Source organism: Streptomyces sp. 6-11-2, assembly GCF_006540305.1.
GTDB lineage: Bacteria > Actinomycetota > Actinomycetes > Streptomycetales > Streptomycetaceae > Streptomyces.
Window position 1 is genome coordinate 4156122 of the sequence record NZ_BJOR01000001.1, and the last position, 19845, is coordinate 4175966.

At 70.5% G+C, this 19845-nt stretch carries 21 protein-coding genes and 1 tRNA gene; 8 read left to right on the forward strand and 14 right to left on the reverse strand.

The genetic code is table 11. The annotated features are described in order from the left end of the window. Positions 1-42 precede the first annotated feature (42 nt). The gene (locus TNCT6_RS18255) at positions 43-384 is read left to right on the forward strand and encodes an SMI1/KNR4 family protein (protein ID WP_141360374.1); all 342 of its coding nucleotides are present in this window, start codon (positions 43-45) and stop codon (positions 382-384) included. 209 nt (positions 385-593) lie between these two features. Here the strand turns inward: TNCT6_RS18255 and TNCT6_RS18260 are convergent, their stop codons facing one another. Together TNCT6_RS18260 and TNCT6_RS18265 are read right to left on the reverse strand one after the other, a co-directional pair. After that, a complete protein-coding gene (locus tag TNCT6_RS18260) occupies positions 594-815 on the reverse strand; it encodes a DUF397 domain-containing protein (protein WP_141360375.1) in 222 nt (73 codons plus the stop codon). Continuing rightward, positions 812-1654: a helix-turn-helix transcriptional regulator gene (locus TNCT6_RS18265; protein ID WP_253266149.1), complete on the reverse strand. Its 843-nt coding sequence runs from the start codon at positions 1652-1654 to the stop codon at positions 812-814. The genes TNCT6_RS18260 and TNCT6_RS18265 overlap by 4 nt, the downstream gene beginning before the upstream one ends. Before the next feature lie 494 nt (positions 1655-2148). On the opposite strand from TNCT6_RS18265, the gene TNCT6_RS18270 reads away from it, so the two are divergent. Further along, entirely contained in the window at positions 2149-2775 is a 627-nt protein-coding gene (locus tag TNCT6_RS18270; RefSeq protein WP_253266150.1) for a Uma2 family endonuclease, read from the forward strand. A gap of 14 nt (positions 2776-2789) precedes the next feature. Here TNCT6_RS18270 and TNCT6_RS18275 read toward each other — a convergent pair whose 3' ends face one another. Next, on the reverse strand, positions 2790-3233 hold the full coding sequence (locus tag TNCT6_RS18275; RefSeq protein WP_141360376.1) for an N-acetyltransferase: 444 nt from the start codon (positions 3231-3233) through the stop codon (positions 2790-2792). A gap of 274 nt (positions 3234-3507) precedes the next feature. Between TNCT6_RS18275 and TNCT6_RS18280 the strand changes: the two genes are divergently transcribed. Then, a complete protein-coding gene (locus TNCT6_RS18280; RefSeq protein WP_141360377.1) occupies positions 3508-4281 on the forward strand; it encodes a response regulator transcription factor in 774 nt (257 codons plus the stop codon). A gap of 12 nt (positions 4282-4293) precedes the next feature. On the opposite strand, the gene tamR is transcribed toward TNCT6_RS18280, so the two are convergent. Continuing rightward, positions 4294-4791: a MarR family transcriptional regulator TamR gene (tamR, locus tag TNCT6_RS18285; protein ID WP_141360378.1), complete on the reverse strand. Its 498-nt coding sequence runs from the start codon at positions 4789-4791 to the stop codon at positions 4294-4296. Positions 4792-4919: 128 nt separating this feature from the next. On the opposite strand from tamR, the gene TNCT6_RS18290 reads away from it, so the two are divergent. Both TNCT6_RS18290 and TNCT6_RS18295 read left to right on the forward strand, forming a co-directional pair. Next, the gene (locus TNCT6_RS18290; RefSeq protein ID WP_141366563.1) at positions 4920-5738 is read left to right on the forward strand and encodes a trans-aconitate 2-methyltransferase; all 819 of its coding nucleotides are present in this window, start codon (positions 4920-4922) and stop codon (positions 5736-5738) included. 3 nt (positions 5739-5741) lie between these two features. Next, a complete protein-coding gene (locus TNCT6_RS18295) occupies positions 5742-6104 on the forward strand; it encodes a VOC family protein (protein ID WP_141360379.1) in 363 nt (120 codons plus the stop codon). A 32-nt stretch (positions 6105-6136) separates the two neighbouring features. On the opposite strand, the gene TNCT6_RS18300 is transcribed toward TNCT6_RS18295, so the two are convergent. Then, complete coding sequence (locus tag TNCT6_RS18300; protein WP_141360380.1) at positions 6137-6811, reverse strand: TetR/AcrR family transcriptional regulator; 675 nt, start codon at positions 6809-6811, stop codon at positions 6137-6139. After that, positions 6808-7815 carry an acyl-CoA desaturase gene (locus tag TNCT6_RS18305; RefSeq protein WP_141360381.1) on the reverse strand — a complete coding sequence of 336 codons (1008 nt, stop codon included), beginning with the start codon at positions 7813-7815 and terminating at the stop codon, positions 6808-6810. Before TNCT6_RS18305 ends, TNCT6_RS18300 begins: the two co-directional genes overlap by 4 nt. A gap of 289 nt (positions 7816-8104) precedes the next feature. On the opposite strand from TNCT6_RS18305, the gene ppc reads away from it, so the two are divergent. Beyond that, positions 8105-10846 carry a phosphoenolpyruvate carboxylase gene (gene ppc, locus TNCT6_RS18310; RefSeq protein WP_141360382.1) on the forward strand — a complete coding sequence of 914 codons (2742 nt, stop codon included), beginning with the start codon at positions 8105-8107 and terminating at the stop codon, positions 10844-10846. Between the two features lie 83 nt (positions 10847-10929). On the opposite strand, the gene TNCT6_RS18315 is transcribed toward ppc, so the two are convergent. The 6 genes from TNCT6_RS18315 to TNCT6_RS18340 all read right to left on the reverse strand — a co-directional run bounded on the left by TNCT6_RS18315 (position 10930) and on the right by TNCT6_RS18340 (position 15666). Then, on the reverse strand, positions 10930-11436 hold the full coding sequence (locus tag TNCT6_RS18315) for a hypothetical protein (RefSeq protein ID WP_141360383.1): 507 nt from the start codon (positions 11434-11436) through the stop codon (positions 10930-10932). 52 nt (positions 11437-11488) lie between these two features. Next, complete coding sequence (gene pth / locus TNCT6_RS18320; RefSeq protein ID WP_141360384.1) at positions 11489-12091, reverse strand: aminoacyl-tRNA hydrolase; 603 nt, start codon at positions 12089-12091, stop codon at positions 11489-11491. An 88-nt stretch (positions 12092-12179) separates the two neighbouring features. After that, positions 12180-12770 (reverse strand): 50S ribosomal protein L25/general stress protein Ctc, encoded by a 591-nt coding sequence (locus TNCT6_RS18325; protein ID WP_141360385.1) that lies wholly within the window; start codon positions 12768-12770, stop codon positions 12180-12182. 188 nt (positions 12771-12958) lie between these two features. Further along, a complete protein-coding gene (locus TNCT6_RS18330; protein ID WP_141360386.1) occupies positions 12959-13933 on the reverse strand; it encodes a ribose-phosphate diphosphokinase in 975 nt (324 codons plus the stop codon). An 83-nt stretch (positions 13934-14016) separates the two neighbouring features. Further along, positions 14017-15465 carry a bifunctional UDP-N-acetylglucosamine diphosphorylase/glucosamine-1-phosphate N-acetyltransferase GlmU gene (glmU, locus tag TNCT6_RS18335; protein WP_141360387.1) on the reverse strand — a complete coding sequence of 483 codons (1449 nt, stop codon included), beginning with the start codon at positions 15463-15465 and terminating at the stop codon, positions 14017-14019. Between the two features lie 128 nt (positions 15466-15593). Beyond that, positions 15594-15666: transfer RNA gene (locus tag TNCT6_RS18340), tRNA-Gln, on the reverse strand. A 237-nt stretch (positions 15667-15903) separates the two neighbouring features. Here TNCT6_RS18340 and TNCT6_RS18345 point away from each other — a divergent pair. Then, the gene (locus TNCT6_RS18345) at positions 15904-17286 is read left to right on the forward strand and encodes a sensor histidine kinase (RefSeq protein ID WP_141360388.1); all 1383 of its coding nucleotides are present in this window, start codon (positions 15904-15906) and stop codon (positions 17284-17286) included. Positions 17287-17349: 63 nt separating this feature from the next. On the opposite strand, the gene TNCT6_RS18350 is transcribed toward TNCT6_RS18345, so the two are convergent. Next, positions 17350-17886: an SUKH-3 domain-containing protein gene (locus tag TNCT6_RS18350; RefSeq protein ID WP_141360389.1), complete on the reverse strand. Its 537-nt coding sequence runs from the start codon at positions 17884-17886 to the stop codon at positions 17350-17352. 108 nt (positions 17887-17994) lie between these two features. Then, positions 17995-18510 (reverse strand): YwqJ-related putative deaminase, encoded by a 516-nt coding sequence (locus tag TNCT6_RS18355; protein ID WP_141360390.1) that lies wholly within the window; start codon positions 18508-18510, stop codon positions 17995-17997. Positions 18511-18822: 312 nt separating this feature from the next. On the opposite strand from TNCT6_RS18355, the gene TNCT6_RS18360 reads away from it, so the two are divergent. Beyond that, positions 18823-19842: an SMI1/KNR4 family protein gene (locus tag TNCT6_RS18360; RefSeq protein ID WP_141360391.1), complete on the forward strand. Its 1020-nt coding sequence runs from the start codon at positions 18823-18825 to the stop codon at positions 19840-19842. Positions 19843-19845 lie beyond the last annotated feature (3 nt).

Genomic DNA, 19845 nt, shown 5'->3' on the forward strand with positions numbered 1-19845 from the left:
AGCCCGGGCGGGCTGTCGGCGGCAACTGCTACGAACGTCGGCATGACCGACGACAGGATCATCCATAGGATCCGAGAGCAGGATGCGGCTGGCGAACTGCCGCTACCTGCGCCACCCGAGGCCGTGGCCGAACTTGAGGCCGCGGTGGGACATCCGATGCCGCCGCTCCTCAAGCGGAGCTACCTCGAAGTCGCCGACGGTGGGTTCGGCCACTGGGGCGAGGCTTTGTCCCTCACCGACACGACCTACAGCTTCAGCGACAGTCGTCGGCTGCTGGAGGAGTACCTGGGCTGGCGCGAACGCCCCAACTACCCGCCGTCTGTAGTACCGCTCCTGGCGTGGGGCTGTGCGATCTGGTCCCTCGTTGACTACAGCACGCCGTAAGGCCGCATGTGGGGTTGGGATCCCAACGCCCGATGCCACTGAATGCATCTCATCCTGTGGTTCGCGGGCGGCGCACTCACACTCAAATTGTGTGACGCCCGGCAGGCGCTGCCTCATGAGGTGATGGCAGCGCCTGGGATCTCTTCCGACTGCTGGACCGCAGGGCAGCCGGAGGATGATGTCGATGAAGGCCGACTGTAGTGCTGCCGTTAACATGCCGAGGGTGTGACGCCGTCTTTCAGACCTTCGATGAACATGGCGAACGCGCCTGTGCTCACGGTGAGTTCACTGCGAGCGGAATTTTTGGAGTCGCGTATGCCCACCCGCGTTACAGCGTGGGCCACCTCCACGCATTCATTGTTGGCTGCGCTGTAGCTGCTCTTCAACCAGTTGGCTTCCACGAGCCGTTCTGTGGTTGGCGCGGCGTTCATCGGGTGAGCTCCTCTCGTGCGGCGGCCAGCAGGTCCAGGCTGGCCGACGTGTCGGACGCTTGGGATCTCAAGTAGTCAAACATGAGCTTGTAGTTCTGTACCTCTTCCGGTGCGTCGAGGTAGAGGCCCCGCCGGTGGAGTTCCAGGTAGACCACGTTCACGCTGCTGAGCGGGTCGCTTTCGTCGTCCCGGCCGAGAATCACGAAGTGCCCGCCGGATCCGCCGGCGTGGGCACCCGCACCGAACCGCAGTACTTGTATGTCCACGTTGGGGCGCTGTGCCATGACCTGCATGTGATCGATCTGTTCTGTCATCACGCCAGGGCCGCCTACGTTCCGCCGCAGCACGGCGTCGTCGATGATCACCCAGAGGTGGACAGCGGGCGTACGGTCCAGGATCGCCTGTCGTCTGATGCGAGCGTCCACCCTGCTTTCGATCACGTCGCTTTCAAGGCGGGCGTCCTGTGCCCGATGCAGGGCGAGCGCGTAGTTCCGGGTCTGCAGCAGTCCGGGTACCAGCGCGTTGGCGAAGACGTGTTCGTACTCGGCAACATCTTCGAACGACAGCAGCGGGTCGATGACCTCGGGCACGGCGGGGTGGTCCATCCACCAGCCGTTCTCCTGGTTACGTACGAGCTGAATCAGCGCTTCGCGTTCCCGGACCGTCGCCCCACAGGTTTCCGCGAGAGCGCTGACGGTGGGAACTCTGAGCTTCGCGCGGTCCTGCCACGTCTCGTAGCGGTTCACTGTTCCCACCGAAACACCTGCGCGCTTGGCCACCTCGGACTGGGTCAGGCCGGCGCGTGTGCGCAGCGACTTGAGACCTCGGGCGATCTGCATGCGGCCGGCCGGCCCGGCTGAACCCCGTACCGTCACGGACTGCGCCTCCCACTGGACCATCCTCGCCACGGGCTCCTGTTCACCCGCGATATCAACAGGGCGAGCGTACGCGGCAGTCTGCACCTCAGGCTTGCGTCCCGAGGGTTCACCCGACTGAGGGAACCAAGCCCGTTTGACTATCGATGATTGAAATTCAATGACACGGTGCTCAACAACTGATCTTCGCGCTACTTGCGCCCGGCAAGGGAGTCGACCGTGTTCAATGCCATTGCTCGCACCCTCCGTCTCCTCTACGCACTGCTGCACCCGCCCGGCCGTCACCGTGCTTGTGCCCGTCCTTCGTGTGCACGGTCCACGATGCGGGCGTCGTCGCGGGAACCGTATGCGTCGCGTCGCCCCCGCCGAGTCACCCCACCGGCCGGGTCGTCACCCTTTGTGATGACGTTCGTCGATTGCGGCGGTTACCGTGGACGGGCAGGCCGAAGATGCCGCCCATGGGAGGAATCATGACCGCCGAGCCCACTGCCGAGCCGACCGCTGAGCCCGGCTGCCGCTGGCCGGTGCCGCCCCGGGACGGATACACCGTGGACGACCTGTTCACGGTGCCCGACCTCCCGCCGCACACCGAGCTGATCGACGGGAGCCTGATTTTCGTGAGTCCGCAGCGGGATTTCCACAGCATCGTGATCGACCTTCTGGTGACCGGCCTGCGCCGCACTGCTCCCGCGAAGATGAAGATCCGCCGGGAGATGACGGTCGTGCTGGACCGTCGCAACGGACCGGAGCCCGACATCTGTGCGGTACGCGCGGAGGCGGTCACCAGCAGGGACCAGACCCGCTTCCCCGTCGCCGATGTCCTGCTGGCCGCCGAGGTCGTCTCCCCGGACTCCGAGGCCCGGGACCACGACACCAAGCCGCACAAGTACGCTGCCGCGGGCATCCCGCACTTCTGGCTGGTCGAGATGAGCGGCTCCGATCACCACCCCGTGGTCCGCACCTACGAACTCGACCCGCTGACCAAGACGTACGCCCTGACGGGCACCCACCGCGACCGGCTCAAGCTCGACGTGCCCTACGACATCGACATCGACATCAGCACGGAGGCGCTCGACGCGCTCTGAGGGCCGCCGTCCGCTCAGGGCAGCGGTTTGATCATGGTGTACTCGGTGATCCCCGGCGGATAGTCGGGGATCGCGCAGACCACCTTGTAGTCGTGCCTGCGGTAGAAGTCCGGGGCCTGGAAGTCCCAGGTCTCCAGGCGGGCGGCGACGCAGGCGCGTTCGCGGTGGGCGATGCGCTCGGCGCGGGTCAGCAGGCGGGAGCCGAGGCCCGTGCCGCGGTGGGGGGCGTCGACCCAGAGGTGGGTCACATGCAGCCAGGTCGCCCAGGTGTGGCCCACCAGTCCGCCCGCCAGATCGCCGGAGTCGTCCAACGCCCAGAGATGGATGGGGACTTCCCGGACGGCGGGGGTTCTGCGCAGGGCGTCGATGAGCGGGGAGGCCGCCGTGTTCGTGTCGCGGAGGCGGGAGCGGAGCAGATCGTGCCGCGCTTTGTCGACTTCTGCCTCAATACGAAACATGCGGCACACCCTAAACGCGTCTGCCGGTCAGTTCTGCGAATTGCCTTCCCCTCCCGGCCGCCGGCCGTACCCTGATGAGCGGCACCGGTGGGGGCCGGTGCTGGTCAGGGGGGCGAGAGGGCTCGGGCAGGACACCGGGGCGGGGTGGCGGTCCGGTACGGCGAGGGCCGTACGACCGTGCTCGGCCCCGGGCGTCGGGTCCGTGCCGCTCGGCGTTCTCCGGCGATGGGAGACTCCCCTGCTCCGACCAGGAGCGCGGGGAAGGGGGTTTTCAGTGGTTCGTGTCCGAGTCCTGGTCGTCGACGACCACCGCATCTTCGCCGAGTCGCTCGCCGCCGCCCTGGCCGCCGAGCCCGACGTCGAGGTGTCCGCGGCCGGCTCCGGTCCGGCGGCACTGCGCTGCCTGGAGCGGGCGGCCGCCGACGGCCGCCGTTTCGACGTCGTGCTCGTCGACGCCGACCTCGGCGGCACCGTCCCCGGGGCCCGGCCCGCCGTCCCGGTGCGGGAGGGTGACGAGGACGGACTGGTGGACGGGATATCCCTGGTCGCGGGGGTGCGGGGGGCCCAGCCGGGGGTGCGGACCGTCGTACTCGCCGAGAAGGACGACCCGCGCCGCGCCGCGCTCGCGCTCCAGGCCGGTGCCTGCGGCTGGGTCGCCAAGGACTGCTCGCTGTCCCGGCTGCTCACCGTCATCCGCGGAGTCCTGCGCGACGAGACCCATCTGCCGCCCGCCCTGCTCACCGGTGTGCTGCGGGAGCTGACCGCCGCGCGCAAGCACCGCACCGAGAGCGAGCGCCTGGTGGAGTCGCTGACCCCGCGCGAGCGGGAGGTGCTGCGCTGCATGGTCGCGGGGCTGGGCCGCAAGGCCGTCGCCGAGCGGCTGTTCCTGTCCCCGCACACCGTGCGCACCCATATGCAGAACGTCCTGGGCAAGCTCGGCGTGCACTCCACGCTGGCCGCCGTGGCACTGGCTCGCCGGGCCGGGGTGGGGCCGGCCGACCTGGTGCCCGCCGGGCGGATCGGGGTGGAGGAAAGCAGCAGCGCCTGACCCGGCGCCCCCTCAGCCGGGGATGTTGTCGAACGGGGCGGTCAACTGGCGGAGCAGGCCGGCCAGTTCGGCGCGCTGCGCGGTCGACAGCTCGGCCAGCAGCGCGCGCTCCTGGTCCAGGAGTCCGGCCAGGGACCGGTCGGCGCGGTCCCGGCCCTCGTCCGTCAGGCGGACCAGCACCCCGCGTCGGTCGCTGGGGTCGGGGAGTCGCTCCACCAGGCCCTTCTTGGCCAGCCGGTCGATGCGGTTCGTCATCGTGCCCGAGGTGACCAGTGTCTGGGTCAGCAGCTGCCCGGGGGAGAGCTGGTAGGGCGAGCCCGCGCGCCTGAGCGCCGTCAGGACGTCGAACTCCCAGGGCTCCAGGCTGTGCTCGGAGAAGGCGAGCCGGCGGGCGCGGTCCAGGTGCCTGGCCAGCCTGCTCACCCGGCTGAGCACCTCGAGCGGTTCCACGTCGAGGTCCGGGCGCTCCCGGCGCCACGCTGCGACCAGCCGATCGACCTCGTCCTCCATGACGATCAGTGTAGTGGTTGTGTCGACGTGAAGTCTCTTGGCGTCAAGTCTCTTGACGTCGAGATAATTGTCGGGGGAGAGTGGTGAACGCAGCCGCCGACGACTCCCCGCACCTCCAGGAGGCCGCCATGCCCGTCCACAACCCCGCCTGGGATCCCGCCCAGTACCTGCGCCACGCCGGCCACCGGGCCCGCCCCTTCGCCGATCTCCTCGCCCGCGTCCCCGCTCTGCCGGGCGACCGGCCCCGCATCGCCGACCTCGGCTGCGGCCCCGGCAATGTCACCGCCCTGCTCGCCGACCGCTGGCCCACCGCGCACATCACCGGCTACGACAACTCCCCGGCGATGCTCGACAAGGCCGTGGTCGACCACCAGGGCCCCACCCCCGGCGGCGGCCGCCTCGACTTCACTCCCGCCGACGCCCGCACCTGGACCCCCGGCGAGCCGCACGACCTGATCGTCAGCAACGCCACGCTCCAGTGGGTGCCCGGACACCTGGACCGCTTCGCCGACTGGGTGGCGGGGCTGCGCCCCGGCGGCACCTTCGCCTTTCAGGTCCCCGGCAACTTCTCCGCCCCCAGCCACCGGCTCATGCGCGAGCTCGCCGGCTCCGCCCGCCGGCGCGACCGGCTCGCGGATGTCCTGCGCCACGAGGACGCGGTGCTCGCCCCCGAGGCCTATCTGGAGCGGCTGACCGGCCTCGGCTGCGCCGCCGACGTCTGGGAGACCACGTACATCCACCTGCTGACCGGTGAGGACCCGGTCCTGGACTGGGTGAAGGGCACCGGGCTGCGGCCCGTCCTCACCGCCCTCGCCGACGACCCGGCCGCCCGCGAGGAGTTCCTGACCGAGTACCGCGCCGCTCTGCGGGAGGCCTACCCGGCCGGACCGCACGGCACCCCGTTCCCCTTCCGCCGCATCTTCGCGGTCGCCACCAAGGAGGCGTGAGGCATGTTCGCCGCCGTCGACCACGTACAGCTCGCCGCCCCGCCCGGCTCCGAGGACGACCTGCGGGCGTACTACGCCGGTGTCCTCGGCATGACCGAGGTCCCGAAGCCGCCGGCTCTGGCCGCGCGCGGCGGCTGCTGGTTCCAGGCCGGGGCCGTCCGGCTCCACCTGGGCATCGAGCGGGACTTCCGCCCCGCGAGGAAGGCCCACCCGGGGCTCCGGGTGACGGCCGTCGAGGCCTTCGCCGCCCGGCTCGCGGCGCACGGCGCGAAGGTCGTCTGGGACGGCGGTCTGCCGGGCCACAGGCACTTCTACTCCGAGGACCCCGTCGGCAACCGCCTGGAGTTCCTGGAACCGCTCGCCTGAACCTGCCGCCCAGGACGTCGCGGCGCCCGATCCTAGGACTTGCGGTGCCCGATCAGCCGGGGCCGCGGCTCCAGCCCGTCCAGCCCGTGCCAGGCCAGGTTCACCAGGTGGGCCGCGACCTCCGCCTTCTTCGGGCGGCGGACGTCCAGCCACCACTGGCCGGTCAGGGCGACCATGCCGACCAGCGCCTGGGCGTACAGCGGGGCCAGCTTCGGGTCGAAGCCGCGGGACTTGAACTCGCGGCCCAGGATGTCCTCCACCTGGGTGGCGATGTCGGAGATCAGGGAGGCGAAGGAACCCGTCGACTGGGGGATGGGGGAGTCGCGGACCAGGATGCGGAAGCCGTCCGTGTACTCCTCGATGTAGTCCAGCAGCGCGAACGCCGCCTGCTCGCACAGCTCCCGGGGGTGGCCCGCCGTCAGCGAGCCGGTCACCATGTCCAGCAGCCGCCGCATCTCGCGGTCCACCACGACGGCGTACAGGCCCTCCTTGCCGCCGAAGTGCTCGTACACCACCGGCTTGGACACCCCGGCCTTGGCCGCGATCTCCTCCACCGAGGTGCCCTCGAAGCCCTTCGCCGCGAACAGCGTGCGACCGATCTCCAGCAGTTGCTGGCGGCGCTCGGCACCGGTCATACGGGTACGGCGCGTGCGCCGCGGCTTGTCATTGCTGGGGGTGCTGGAGTCGGTCGCCACGCCGTCAATCATGCCGCCTCGGCGGTCTTCCTCCGGCGCCGGGAGTCGCCCTCCCCGTCGTTGCGGCGGGAATCGATACGCGAGCGTGACGGCCAGCGCACGTCGTAGGCCCAGCCGAACCGCTCGAACCAACGGATGATCCGGGCCGAGGAGTCCAGCTGGCCGCGCTCCACTCCGTGCCGGGCCGAGGTCGGGTCGGCATGGTGCAGGTTGTGCCAGGACTCGCCGCAGGACAGGATCGCCAGCCACCACACGTTGCCCGAGCGGTCCCGCGACTTGAACGGGCGCTTGCCGACCGCGTGGCAGATGGAGTTGATCGACCAGGTCACGTGGTGCAGCAGCGCCACCCGGACCAGCGAGCCCCAGAAGAACGCGGTGAACGCGCCCCACCACGACATCGTGACCAGGCCGCCGATCAGCGCCGGCAGCGCCAGCGACACCGCCGTCCACAGCACGAACTGACGGGAGATCGTCCGCAGGGCCCGGTCCTTGATCAGGTCCGGGGCGTACTTCTCCTGCGGGGTCTGCTCCTCGTCGAACATCCAGCCGACATGGGCCCACCACAGGCCCTTCAGCAGCGCCGGAACCGTCTCGCCGTACCGCCACGGGGAGTGCGGATCACCCTCGTGGTCGGAGAACTTGTGGTGCCTGCGATGGTCGGCGACCCAGCGGACCAGGGGTCCCTCGACCGCCATCGACCCCGCGATCGCCAGCGCGATCCTCAGGGGCCGCTTCGCCTTGAACGAGCCATGCGTGAAATGCCGGTGGAAACCGATCGTGATGCCGTGACAGCCGAGGAAGTAGAAGAAGACCAGCAGGCCGAGGTCCAGCCAGCTCACCCCCCAGCCCCATGCCAGCGGCACCGCCGCGAGCAGCGCGAGGAACGGAACGGTGATGAAGAGCAGCAGCGTGATCTGTTCGATCGAACGCTTCTGCTCACCTCCCAGGGTGGCGGAGGGAAGAGAGGTGTCGGTCGCCTTCGGGGCGTCGTCGATCACATCGGAGCTTGTGGTCATGGGCGTCCCCTGTGGGGTCGAGGGTCGAGACGGGTCGTCGGATCAGGGAACCGTTCAGCTCCCTACGGTTCCGTAACCTACGGCGTCGTAAGTATGGCAGTGCCTCGCGCCGCGGCAAGAGCCCCTAGCCTGCGCGTCCCCCATGACACCTAGACTTGGAGGCGGTCGGACAGCGCGGTCCGCTCTGAAGAATTCCTTCCCGGACACCTGGCCCGTAAGCGGCAGCCGCCGCGCGGCACTCGTCCGGGTTCCCTCCCAGACGTGCTTCAACCCGCAAGGAGCCGCACCTGTGAGCAGTGCCGACGACCAGACGACGACCAGCGCCGAGCTGCGTGCGGACATCCGCCGACTGGGTGACCTCCTCGGGGAGGCCCTGGTACGGCAGGAGGGCCCCGAGCTCCTCGACCTGGTCGAGAAGGTCCGCCGCCTCACCCGAGAGGACGGTGAGGCCGCCGCCGAACTGCTGCGCGGCACCGAACTCGACACCGCGGCCAAGCTGGTCCGCGCCTTCTCCACCTACTTCCATCTGGCGAACGTCACCGAACAGGTGCACCGCGGACGCGAACTGCGTGCCCGGCGCGCCGCCGAGGGCGGCCTGCTCGCCCGTACCGCCGACCGTCTCAAGGACGCCGACCCGGAACACCTGCGCGAGACCGTCCGGCACCTGAACGTCCGCCCGGTGTTCACCGCCCACCCCACCGAGGCCGCCCGCCGCTCGGTGCTGAACAAGCTCCGGCGCATCGCCGCGCTCCTGGAGGCCCCGGTCGTCGAGTCCGACCGCCGCCGCCTGGACACCCGGCTGGCGGAGAACATCGACCTCGTCTGGCAGACCGACGAACTCCGCGTCGTCCGCCCCGAGCCCGCCGACGAGTCCCGCAACGCCATCTACTACCTCGACGAACTCCACGCCGGCGCCGTCGGCGACGTCCTGGAGGACCTCACCGCGGAACTGGAGCGTGTCGGCGTCAGGCTGCCCGACGACACCCGCCCCCTCACCTTCGGCACCTGGATCGGCGGCGACCGCGACGGCAACCCCAACGTGACCCCCGAGGTCACCTGGGACGTGCTGATCCTCCAGCACGAGCACGGCATCAACGACGCCCTCGACATGATCGACGAGCTGCGCGGCTTCCTGTCCAACTCGATCCGCTACACCGGCGCCACCGACGCACTGCTCCAGTCCCTCGGGACCGATCTGGAGAACCTGCCGGAGATCAGCCCCCGCTACAAGCGGCTCAACGCCGAGGAGCCCTACCGGCTCAAGGCCACCTGCATCCGGCAGAAGCTCGTCAACACCAAGCAGCGCCTGGCCACCGGCACCCCGCACGAGACCGGCCGCGACTACCTCGGCACCTCAGAGCTCCTGGGCGACCTGCGGATCATCCAGGACTCCCTGCGCGAGAACCGCGGCGGCCTGTTCGCCGACGGCCGCCTGGGCCGCACCATCCGCACCCTGGCCGCCTTCGGCCTCCAGCTGGCCACCATGGACGTCCGCGAGCACGCCGACGCCCACCACCACGCCCTCGGCCAGCTCTTCGACCGGCTCGGCGAGGAGTCCTGGCGCTACGCCGACATGCCCCGCGAGTACCGCGCCAAGCTGCTCGCCAAGGAGCTGAGGTCCAGGAGGCCGCTCGCCCCCACCCCGGCCCCCGTCGACGCGGCCGGCGCCAAGACCCTCGGCGTCTTCGAGACGGTCAAGCGGGCCCTGAGCGTGTTCGGGCCCGAGGTCATCGAGTCGTACATCATCTCCATGTGCCAGGGCGCCGACGACGTCTTCGCCGCCGCCGTCCTGGCCCGCGAGGCCGGACTCGTCGACCTGCACGCCGGCTGGGCGAAGATCGGCATCGTGCCGCTGCTGGAGACCACCGACGAGCTCAGGGCCGCCGACACCATCCTGGAGGACATGCTCTCCGACCCGTCCTACCGGCGCCTGGTCGCGCTCAGGGGCGATGTGCAGGAGGTCATGCTCGGGTACTCCGACTCCTCCAAGTTCGGCGGCATCACCACCAGCCAGTGGGAGATCCACCGCGCCCAGCGGCGCCTGCGCGACGTCGCCCACCGCTACGGCGTACGGCTGCGGCTCTTCCACGGCCGCGGCGGCACCGTCGGCCGCGGCGGCGGCCCCACCCACGACGCCATCCTCGCCCAGCCCTGGGGCACCCTGGAGGGCGAGATCAAGGTGACCGAGCAGGGCGAGGTCATCTCTGACAAGTACCTCATCCCGTCCCTGGCCCGGGAGAACCTGGAACTGACGGTCGCCGCGACCCTCCAGGCCTCCGCCCTGCACACCGCCCCGCGCCAGTCGGTGGAGGCACTGGCCCGCTGGGACGCCGCGATGGACGTGGTGTCCCACGCCGCGCACGCCGCCTACCGCAGGCTCGTCGAGGACCCCGACCTGCCGGCGTACTTCTTCGCCTCCACCCCCGTGGACCAGCTCGCCGACCTGCACCTGGGCTCGCGTCCCTCGCGCCGCCCCGACTCCGGCGCCGGACTCGACGGACTGCGCGCCATCCCCTGGGTGTTCGGCTGGACCCAGTCCCGGCAGATCGTGCCCGGCTGGTTCGGCGTCGGCTCCGGGCTGAAGGCGCTGCGCGAGGCGGGCCTGCGGCTGGAGGGGGACACCGTGCTCGACGAGATGCACGGGCAGTGGCACTTCTTCCGCAACTTCATCTCCAACGTCGAGATGACCCTCGCCAAGACCGACCTGCGCATCGCGCAGCACTACGTCGACACCCTCGTCCCCGACGAGCTCAAGCACATCTTCGACACCATCCGGGCCGAGCACGAACTCACCGTGCGCGAGGTGCTGCGCGTCACCGGCGAGAGCGAACTCCTCGACGCGCAGCCCGTGCTCAGGCAGACCTTCTCCATCCGCGACGCCTACCTCGACCCGATCTCCTACCTCCAGGTCACCCTGCTCAAGCGGCAGCGCGACGCGGCGGCGGCCGGTCAGGAACCCGACCCGCTGCTCTCCCGGGCCCTGCTGCTCACGGTCAACGGCGTGGCGGCCGGCCTGCGCAACACCGGCTGACCACCCCCGGAACGGCCAAGGGTGCCCCCGGGATTCGTACCGGACATCGGACGAACCCCGGGGGCACCCTCATGCCCCACGGCTCACAACGCCACGAAGACCGCCGTCAGCAGCGCGACCCCCGACCCCGCCAGCACCCACGCAGCCCGGGTCCGCCGCAATCCGCCCGCCACGACCACCGAGGCCAACAGCAGCGCACCGCCCAGCGGGGCCCACGCGTACAGGATCCCGGCCGGTCCCGAGCGGACCACCTCGTCCGTCCCCGGCTTCACGACGACGCTGTAGGTCTGCCCCTTGCGCACCGCCACGGTGTGGTCGATCACCACCTGATCGCGGGCCTTCGACCCCGTCGAGACCGGTGTGTACGGCCCGGTGCACGTGTCGCCGTCGCACCGCGTCACCGCGATCGTGCCCTGCTCACGTCCCTTGGTCAGCATCACGTACGGCGCGGTGCGCCAGGACGCCCACACTCCCGCGACGAGGATCAGCGCCGTGACGGTGCCCATGGCCGCGACCCGCCCGAACTGGAGCGCGGCGTAGGAGGCCTGACGGGAACGGGTGGCGGTGGCGGCAGGCATGGCCGGGATCATTGGCCATGTCGCTACGACCGGTCAACTCCAGGGGGCGCGGTGGGAGGACAAGTCAGGAGTTGTACGCGCTTTGCGCCCGCTCCAGCCCCTCCGCCAGCAGACACTCCACCGAGTCCGCCGTCCGGTCCACGAAGTAGTCCAGCTCCTTGCGCTCGGCGGAGGAGAAGTCCTTCAGCACGAAGTCGGCCACCTGCATACGGCCCGGCGGACGTCCGATCCCGAACCGCACCCGGTGGTAGTCCGGGCCCATCGCCTTCGTCATCGACTTCAGCCCGTTGTGGCCGTTGTCGCCGCCGCCCAGCTTCAGCCGCAGCACGCCGTAGTCGATGTCCAGTTCGTCGTGCACCGCCACGATGTTCGCGAGCGGCACCTTGTAGAAGTCGCGCAGCGCGTTCACCGGCCCACCGGACAGGTTCATGAACGACATCGGCTTCACCAGCACCACCCGGCGGCTCTCCGGCCCGGGAGGACCGATACGCCCCTCCACCACCTGCGCCTGCGCCTTGCCCGCCCGCTTGAACCGGCCCCCGATCCGGTCGGCCAGCAGATCCACCACCATGAACCCGACGTTGTGCCGGTTCATGGCGTACTCCGGTCCGGGATTGCCGAGGCCGACGATCAGCCAGGGGGCGTTCGCGGAGGTCGTCACGTCCATGTCTCCTCAATACGCGTCATACGCGTCATACGCGCCAGCCGCCGCCCCCAGAGGGAAGCGGCGGCTGACGAGACGGCGACGGTCGGGCTCAGGCCTGCGCGGCCTCTTCGCCTTCCTCGCCCGCCGGGGCCTCCTCGGCCTGCGCGGCCAGCACCTGGAGCACCGCGGTGTCCTCCTCGACGGCCAGCTTGACGCCGTCGGGGAGGTTGATGTCCTTGGCGAGGATCGCGTCACCGGCCGACAGGCCGGCCACGGACACCGGCAGGGTGTCCGGGATGTGCGTGGCCTCGGCCTCGACCGGCAGCGCGGTCAGGACGTGCTCGAGCAGGTTGCCGCCCGGGGCCAGCTCGCCCTCGGCGACGACCGGGATCTCGACGACGACGCGCTCGCCGCGCTTGACCATCAGCAGGTCCACGTGGACCAGGAAGCCCTTCAGCGGGTCGCGCTGCACGGCCTTCGGAATCGCCAGCTCGTTGCTCTTGCCGTCGATGTCCAGCGAGAGCAGGACGTTCGGCGTACGCAGCGCCATCAGCAGCTCGTGACCCGGCAGCGTCAGGTGGATCGGCACCATGCCGTGCTCGTACAGCACACCGGGAACCTTGTTCTCACGGCGGACACGGCGGGCGGCACCCTTGCCGAACTCGGTGCGCGTCTCGGCGGCGAGCTTCACCTCGGACATGCTCTTCACTCCTCGTAGAGGTATACGGAAAACGGTCGGGGTCACCCGGCCACGAACGGCCTGCTACGAAGAGCGCGTCGATAACGGATCGCCGTACCACGAGAACGAGTACGGCCTCCCTCGCCGAGCAACTGAAGCAGTCTACTCGGAGGGGGAGGCCGGACCCAAAACGATCTAGGGTCTGATGCTCACTGCTCGTCGAACAGGCTCGTGACCGAACCGTCCTCGAACACCTCGCGCACCGCACGCGCGATCGTCGGAGCGATGGACAGCACCGTGATCTTGTCCAGTTCCAGCTCGTTCGGCGTCGGCAGCGTGTCGGTGAACACGAACTCGCTCACCTTCGAGTTCTTCAGCCGGTCCGCCGCGGGACCCGACAGCACACCGTGCGTCGCCGTCACGATCACGTCCTCCGCGCCGTGCGCGAACAGGGCGTCCGCCGCGGCGCAGATCGTGCCGCCGGTGTCGATCATGTCGTCCACCAGGACGCAGATACGGCCCTTCACATCACCGACGACCTCGTGGACGGTGACTTGGTTCGCCACGTCCTTGTCACGCCGCTTGTGCACGATCGCCAGCGGCGCGCCCAGCCGGTCGCACCAGCGGTCCGCCACCCGCACCCGGCCGGCGTCCGGGGACACCACCGTCAGCTTCGAACGGTCGACCTTGTTGCCCACGTAGTCCGCCAGCAGCGGCAGGGCGAACAGGTGGTCCACCGGCCCGTCGAAGAAGCCCTGGATCTGGTCCGTGTGCAGATCCACGGTGAGGATGCGGTGGGCACCCGCGGTCTTCATCAGATCCGCGATCAGACGCGCCGAGATCGGTTCACGTCCCCGGTGCTTCTTGTCCTGCCGCGCGTAACCGTAGAACGGCACGATGACCGTGATGGAGCGGGCCGACGCACGCTTCAGCGCGTCGATCATGATCAGCTGCTCCATGATCCACTTGTTGATCGGAGCAGTGTGGCTCTGGATCAGGAAGCAGTCCGCGCCGCGGGCCGACTCCTGATAACGCACGTAGATCTCGCCGTTCGCGAAGTCGAACGCCTTCGTCGGGACGACCCCGACGCCCAACTCGTGGGCGATTTCCTCGGCAAGCTCGGGGTGGGCGCGGCCGGAGAAGAACATCATCTTCTTCTCGCCGGTCGTCTTGATCCCGGTCACAGCAGTGTCTCCTCAGCGGGTGGTTCGCAACGTGGTGGGCTGCACTTATCACGGTACGCCGTGTTCGGCGTGCCGGTTTCCGGTCAGGCTTCGCCCTCCGGCTGTCCGGATACCGACTCGGCCGCCTTCGCCGCCGCGCTTCCCGGGCGCTTGCGAGCCACCCAGCCCTCGATATTCCGCTGCTGGCCACGGGCCACGGCCAGCGAACCGGGCGGTACGTTCTTCGTGATCACGGACCCGGCGGCGGTGTAGGCGCCGTCGCCGATCGTGACGGGAGCCACAAACATGTTGTCCGAACCGGTCTTGCAGTGCGAGCCGACCGTCGTGTGGTGCTTGCTCTCCCCGTCGTAGTTCACGAACACGCTCGCCGCGCCGATGTTCGTGTACTCGCCGATGGTGGCGTCACCGACGTACGACAGATGGGGAACCTTGGTCCCCTCGCCGATCGAGGCGTTCTTCGTCTCGACGTACGTACCCACCTTGGACTTGACCCCGAGCCGGGTGCCCGGCCGCAGGTACGCGTACGGCCCCACGGAGGCCTGCGGGCCCACCACGGCGCCGTCGGACACCGTGTTGTCCACCCGCGCCCCCGCGCCGACCCGGGTGTCCGTCAGCCGGCTGTTGGGGCCCACCTCGCAGCCCTCGCCGAGCCGGGTCGTCCCGTGCAGCTGCGTGCCGGGGTGCACGACGACGTCCTGCTCGAAGGTCACCGTCACGTCGATCCAGGTGGTCGCCGGGTCGACGACCGTGACACCCGAGAGCATCGCGTTCGTCAGGAGGCGGTCGTTGAGGGTCCGCCGCGCCTCGGCCAGCTGCACCCGGTTGTTGATCCCGGCGATCTCCCGGTGGTCGCCGGCCACGCAGGCACCGACCCGGTGCCCGGCCTCGCGCAGGATCCCGAGGACGTCGGTGAGGTACTCCTCGTGCTGGCTGTTGTTCGTCCGGACCTTGCCCAGCGCGTCGGCGAGCAGCCGCCCGTCGAACGCGAACACCCCGGAGTTGATCTCCCGGATCGCCCGCTGGGCCTTGGTGGCGTCCTTGTGCTCGACGATCGCGGTCACCGCGCCCGTGCCGGCGTCGCGGACGATCCGGCCGTAGCCGGTCGCGTCCGGCACCTCCGCGCTGAGCACGGTGACGGCGTTGCCGTCCTCCTGGTGCGTGGTGGCGAGCCGCTGGAGGGTCTCACCGGTGAGGAGGGGAGTGTCGCCGCAGACGACGATCACGGTTCCCTCGACGGGCCCGCCGAGCTCCTCGAGGCCCATCCGGACCGCGTGCCCGGTGCCCTTCTGCTTCTCCTGCACGGCGGTGCGGACCTCGGAGTCGACCTCGGCCAGGTGCTCGGTCACCCGCTCCCGCGCGTGCCCGACCACGACGACGAGGTTCTCCGGCTTCAACTCACGTGCGGCGGCGAGCACATGGCCCACCAGTGACCGGCCACAGATCTCATGCAGAACCTTCGGTGTGGCCGACTTCATACGGGTGCCCTCACCCGCTGCGAGAACGACGACGGCTGCCGGGCGAATGGCGCTCACGGGATGCCCTTCGGCTGTGGATGGGTGGGGGTGGACATCCGCAGGATACCGGGGCGGTTGTGGGGAGATATGAGAGCGGGTCCCGACCCGTGGGGACGGGACCCGGACAGGGACCGTGTGCACCGCGGCTCCCCCGCAAGGATTCGAACCTTGTCCTGCTGGTACCAAAAACCAGTGTGCTGCCAGTTACACCACGGGGGACAGCGCTTCAGACCTTACCGGAGACGTGCCCGGGTCCGGGCCACGATTCCGTCCCGCCGGCCCCCGGAACGGGCCTGCGGTCCGAATGGAATGTCCGCTTCCGATATCGAACAGGGCATGGTTCAGCAGTTCGAGGGATACCGGCTGGTTTCGCTGTTCTCCGATTACGGAGTGTGCTGGGGTCCGGTACCCGGAACTCACCGGAAATGCCCCGGCCGGCGCCCGTAGGCTGGAGCCATGACCACGACGGGGGAAGACCACGAGGCGGTCCCGACCGGGCCGTGGTGGTGGGCGCGCCGGCGCAGCGCCGCGCTCGACGGGGGGCTGGCGCTGGTGTCCGCGCTGGAGTGCGGGGCCGAGGGCGTGCCGTTCGCCCGGGACGCGGGGATTCCGGCGTCCCTGGGGATCGTGTTCGGGGTGCTGGCGGGGTCCGTTCTGCTCATCCGGCGGCGGTGGCCGATCGCCGTGGTGCTGGTGGCGATCGCGATCACGCCGGCCCAGATGGGCTTCCTGATGGGCATCGTCGGGCTCTACACCCTGGCCTCGTGCGAGTTGCCACGCAGGGTGATCGCCGCGCTGGCCGGGATGTCCCTGCTCGGGACGATGATCGTGACGTTCGTGCGGGTGCGCCAGGACATGGCGCGCGGGGATCTGACCCTCGGCAACTGGTTCGTGCCGTTCGCCGCGGTGACCACCTCGCTCGGGCTGACGGCCCCTCCCCTTCTTCTCGGCCTGTACGTCGGGGCCCGGCGGCGGCTGATGGAGAGCCTGCGGGAGCGGGCGGACAGTCTCGAACGGGAGTTGCAGCTGCTCGCGGAGCGGGCGGAGGAGCGGGCCGAGTGGGCCCGCAACGAGGAGCGGACCCGGATCGCGCGGGAGATGCACGACGTGGTCGCGCACCGGGTGAGTCTGATGGTGGTCCACGCCGCCGCGTTGCAGGCCGTGGCCCGCAAGGATCCGGAGAAGGCGGTGAAGAACGCGGCCCTGGTGGGGGACATGGGGCGGCAGGCGCTCACCGAGTTGCGGGAGATGCTCGGGGTGCTGCGCAGCACGGAGGGGCCGGCCCAGGTCCAAGTTCAGACCCAGGCCCAGACCCGGAGCCAGGTCCGGACGCGGGCGGAGGCGTCGGAGCAGGGTGTGCCCGGCGCGCCGGACGCCGTGCCGCTCGCCGCGGTGGGGGCCGCCGCGGCCGCCGCGGCCTCCCGGGCCGCCGGCGGCACGCCCGAGGGGCCGTGCCTGTCGGAGCTGGACGAGCTGGTCGGGCAGTCGGCTGCCGCCGGGATGGCCGTGGACCTGTCGGTGCAGGGCACGGTCCGCACGTACGCGGCGGAGGTCGAGCAGACGGCGTACCGCGTGGTGCAGGAGGCGCTGACGAACGTCCACAAGCACGCGGCGGGGGCGAAGACGTACGTGCGGCTGGCGCACCGCTCGGCGGAGATCGCGATGCAGGTGGAGAACGAGCCGCCGCCCGAGCCCGCGTCGGCGTCGGCGGGGCTGCCGTCGGGCGGGAACGGACTGCTCGGTATGCGGGAGCGGGTCGTCGCGCTGGGCGGTGTCTTCGTGTCGGGGCCGACGGACGCGGGAGGCTTCCGGGTGTCGGCGGTGATCCCGGCGTCGTAGCGGCGCTTCCGTCCGGTGCGCGGTGAGTCCCGCCCACCGCGGGCCGGCGAGCCGTACGGGTGTTCAGCCCGTGGTGAGCCGTACGGGCTCCGTGCCGGAGATGAGGGCCGACAGGGCCTGGTCGATGTCGGGCCCGAGGTACCAGTCGCCGGTGTGGTCGAGGGCGTAGACGCGGCCCTCGGTGTCGATGGCGAGCAGGGACCGGCTGTCGGTCTCGGCGCCCAGCGGGCAGACCTCGGTGTCCAGGGCACGGCCGAGGTCGCCGAGGGTGCGGGCCATGTGGAGGCCGTGCAGCGGATCCAGGTCGAGGGCGGCGGGAGCGATCCGGCGGCCGGGCCCGGTGGGCGAGACGCGCAGGCCGCCGAATTCCGCCCAGGCCTCGACGGCGGCGGGGAACACGGAGTGGTGGTGGCCGGCGGGCGAGAGGTGCTCGCGCAGGGCGTCGGCCCACACCTCGGCCTGCTTTATGTCCCACCGTCCCGGCTGCCAGCCGGCGGCGCGCAGCGTGGCGTCGACGGGTGCGGCGAAACGAGCCGGGGTTCCCCCCTGCCCATGAGGAGGAGCCGAGGGTTTGGGGAAGGAGGCGCGGTCGGCGTGCATCTGCCCTTCGTTCGTGGATCGTGCCGCGGCGGGTGGCGCCGTGGCGGGTGGTGCGGTCGTGGGGGGTTTCGCGGCGACCGCGGCCGGGGGGTCTCGTGGCCGGGCGGGTCAGCTCTTCCCGGCGGCGGGGTCGACGATGCGGACGCCGAAGTGGGCGCTGAGCGCGGTGCAGGCCCGGCAGGGGCCGGCGAAGCCGCCGTGCAGGGGGTCGCCGTCCTCGCGGATGCGCCGGGTGGTGAGTTTGGCGTGTTTCAGGCTCTTGCGGGCCTCGCCGTTGCTCATGGGTTTGCGGGAGGCACGTTTGCTCCGGGCGGCGTCGGCGGCGGTGATGTGCCGGGAGATCAGGATGGTCTCGGCGCAGCGGCCGGTGAAGCGGTCGCGCTGGGCGCTGGTGAGGGCGTCGAGGAAGTCCTGGACGAGGGGGTGCAGGGCGGGCGGCTCCTCGCCTCGGGCGGCGGTGCCCGTGAGGGTGGCGCCGCGCACGGAGAGGGCGGCGGCGACGGTCGGGAGAATGCCGTCCCGGCGGTGGCGGAGCGCGGGCGCGTGCGGTGTCTCGGCGCTGCTCCAGCCGACTCTGGGGTCGCCGGAGGCGCTCGTGTCCGGTCCCGTCTGCGTCGCGTTCATGATCGTTTTTCCCTCCCGTGCATCCCCCGGAAACTCACAGAGTGCCAAATGGCGTGGCTGCTGCGGAAGCTGGGGCGGTGTGACACACCCCGTCCGGGGCAGTGCGTCACTGGAAGGTGACGGCTGGTCACGGCGGGGCCTGGCCGGCGGGTGGCGGCCCGGTGACCGGTGACGTCGTACCGCATAGGCTGTCGGCACGCCGCGACGCGCGCGGCGGACGCGTGGGAGAGTAGTAGGGATACGGGCCTCGGCGGGGCGGAGCAGCGAGCCGGTCGCCGTGGGCCGTACAGAGTGCCGCAGGGGGCAACAGCCATGACGACAGGTCGGCTCGGGCTCGGGGTACCACCCGGCCGCCAGGCTGGGGGACAGGCCGCGCCGCCGAACGCGGCCTATGCCGGGCAGGTCGTGCACTTCCCGGATCCGGTCCGGGCCGCACGTCACCCGAGAGGGGTGCGGGTGGACGACCGCGGTTTCCCCGACTTCTCGCCGTACGCGCGGGCCGCGGTGGAGATCGCGGAGCCGCCGCAGGGGTTCGGGGTCGACGAACTGCGGCTGACGGACTACGTGTCCGCGAACGCGGCGATGGCGGCGTCGGGGCACGAGTTGTGGGACACGGTGCCGAACGTGGCGACCCCGCACGGCTGGACGTGGCACCACGTGGCCGGCTCCCGGCGCCTGGAACTGGTCCCGGTGGAGGTGAAGGCGCTGCTGCGCCACCACGGCGGGATCGCGACCGCGAACGTCGACCAGAACAAGCGGGGCACCCGCCCGTTGCAGGAGACGCGGCCGGCGCACTTCCGGCTGCCGAAGTCGGGTGCCGCGGTGGCGGAGCAGCAGGTGCAGGGGGTCGAGGAGGACCTCGGGTACCGGCTGCCGGGCGCCTACCGCTCGTTCCTGAAGGCGGCGGGCGGCTGCGCGCCCGTCGGGACCGCCCTGGACGCGGAGTTGGGGCTGCTGGTCGACCAGCCGTTCTTCACGGTCCGCGAAGAAGCCGCGGTCAACGACCTGGTGTACGTCAACAAGTGCCTGCGCGACCATCTGACCAAGGACTACCTGGCCGTCGGCTTCGTCCAGGGCGGACTGCTCGCGGTGAAGGTGAAGGGCGAGCGGGCCGGTTCGGTGTGGTTCTGCGCGTACGACGACGTACGGGACGTGGATCCGTCCTGGCCGCAGGCGGAGCGGGTGCAGCGGCTGCTGCTCCCGTGCGGTGAGGACTTCGACGTGTTCCTGTCCCGGCTGGCGGGTTCGCCGCCGGAGCTGGAGACGGTGGCGAACCTGATGGTGGACGGCGGTTTCGTCCGTGCCGTGGCCGTCTCGTCGGTGGGGGAGTGAGTC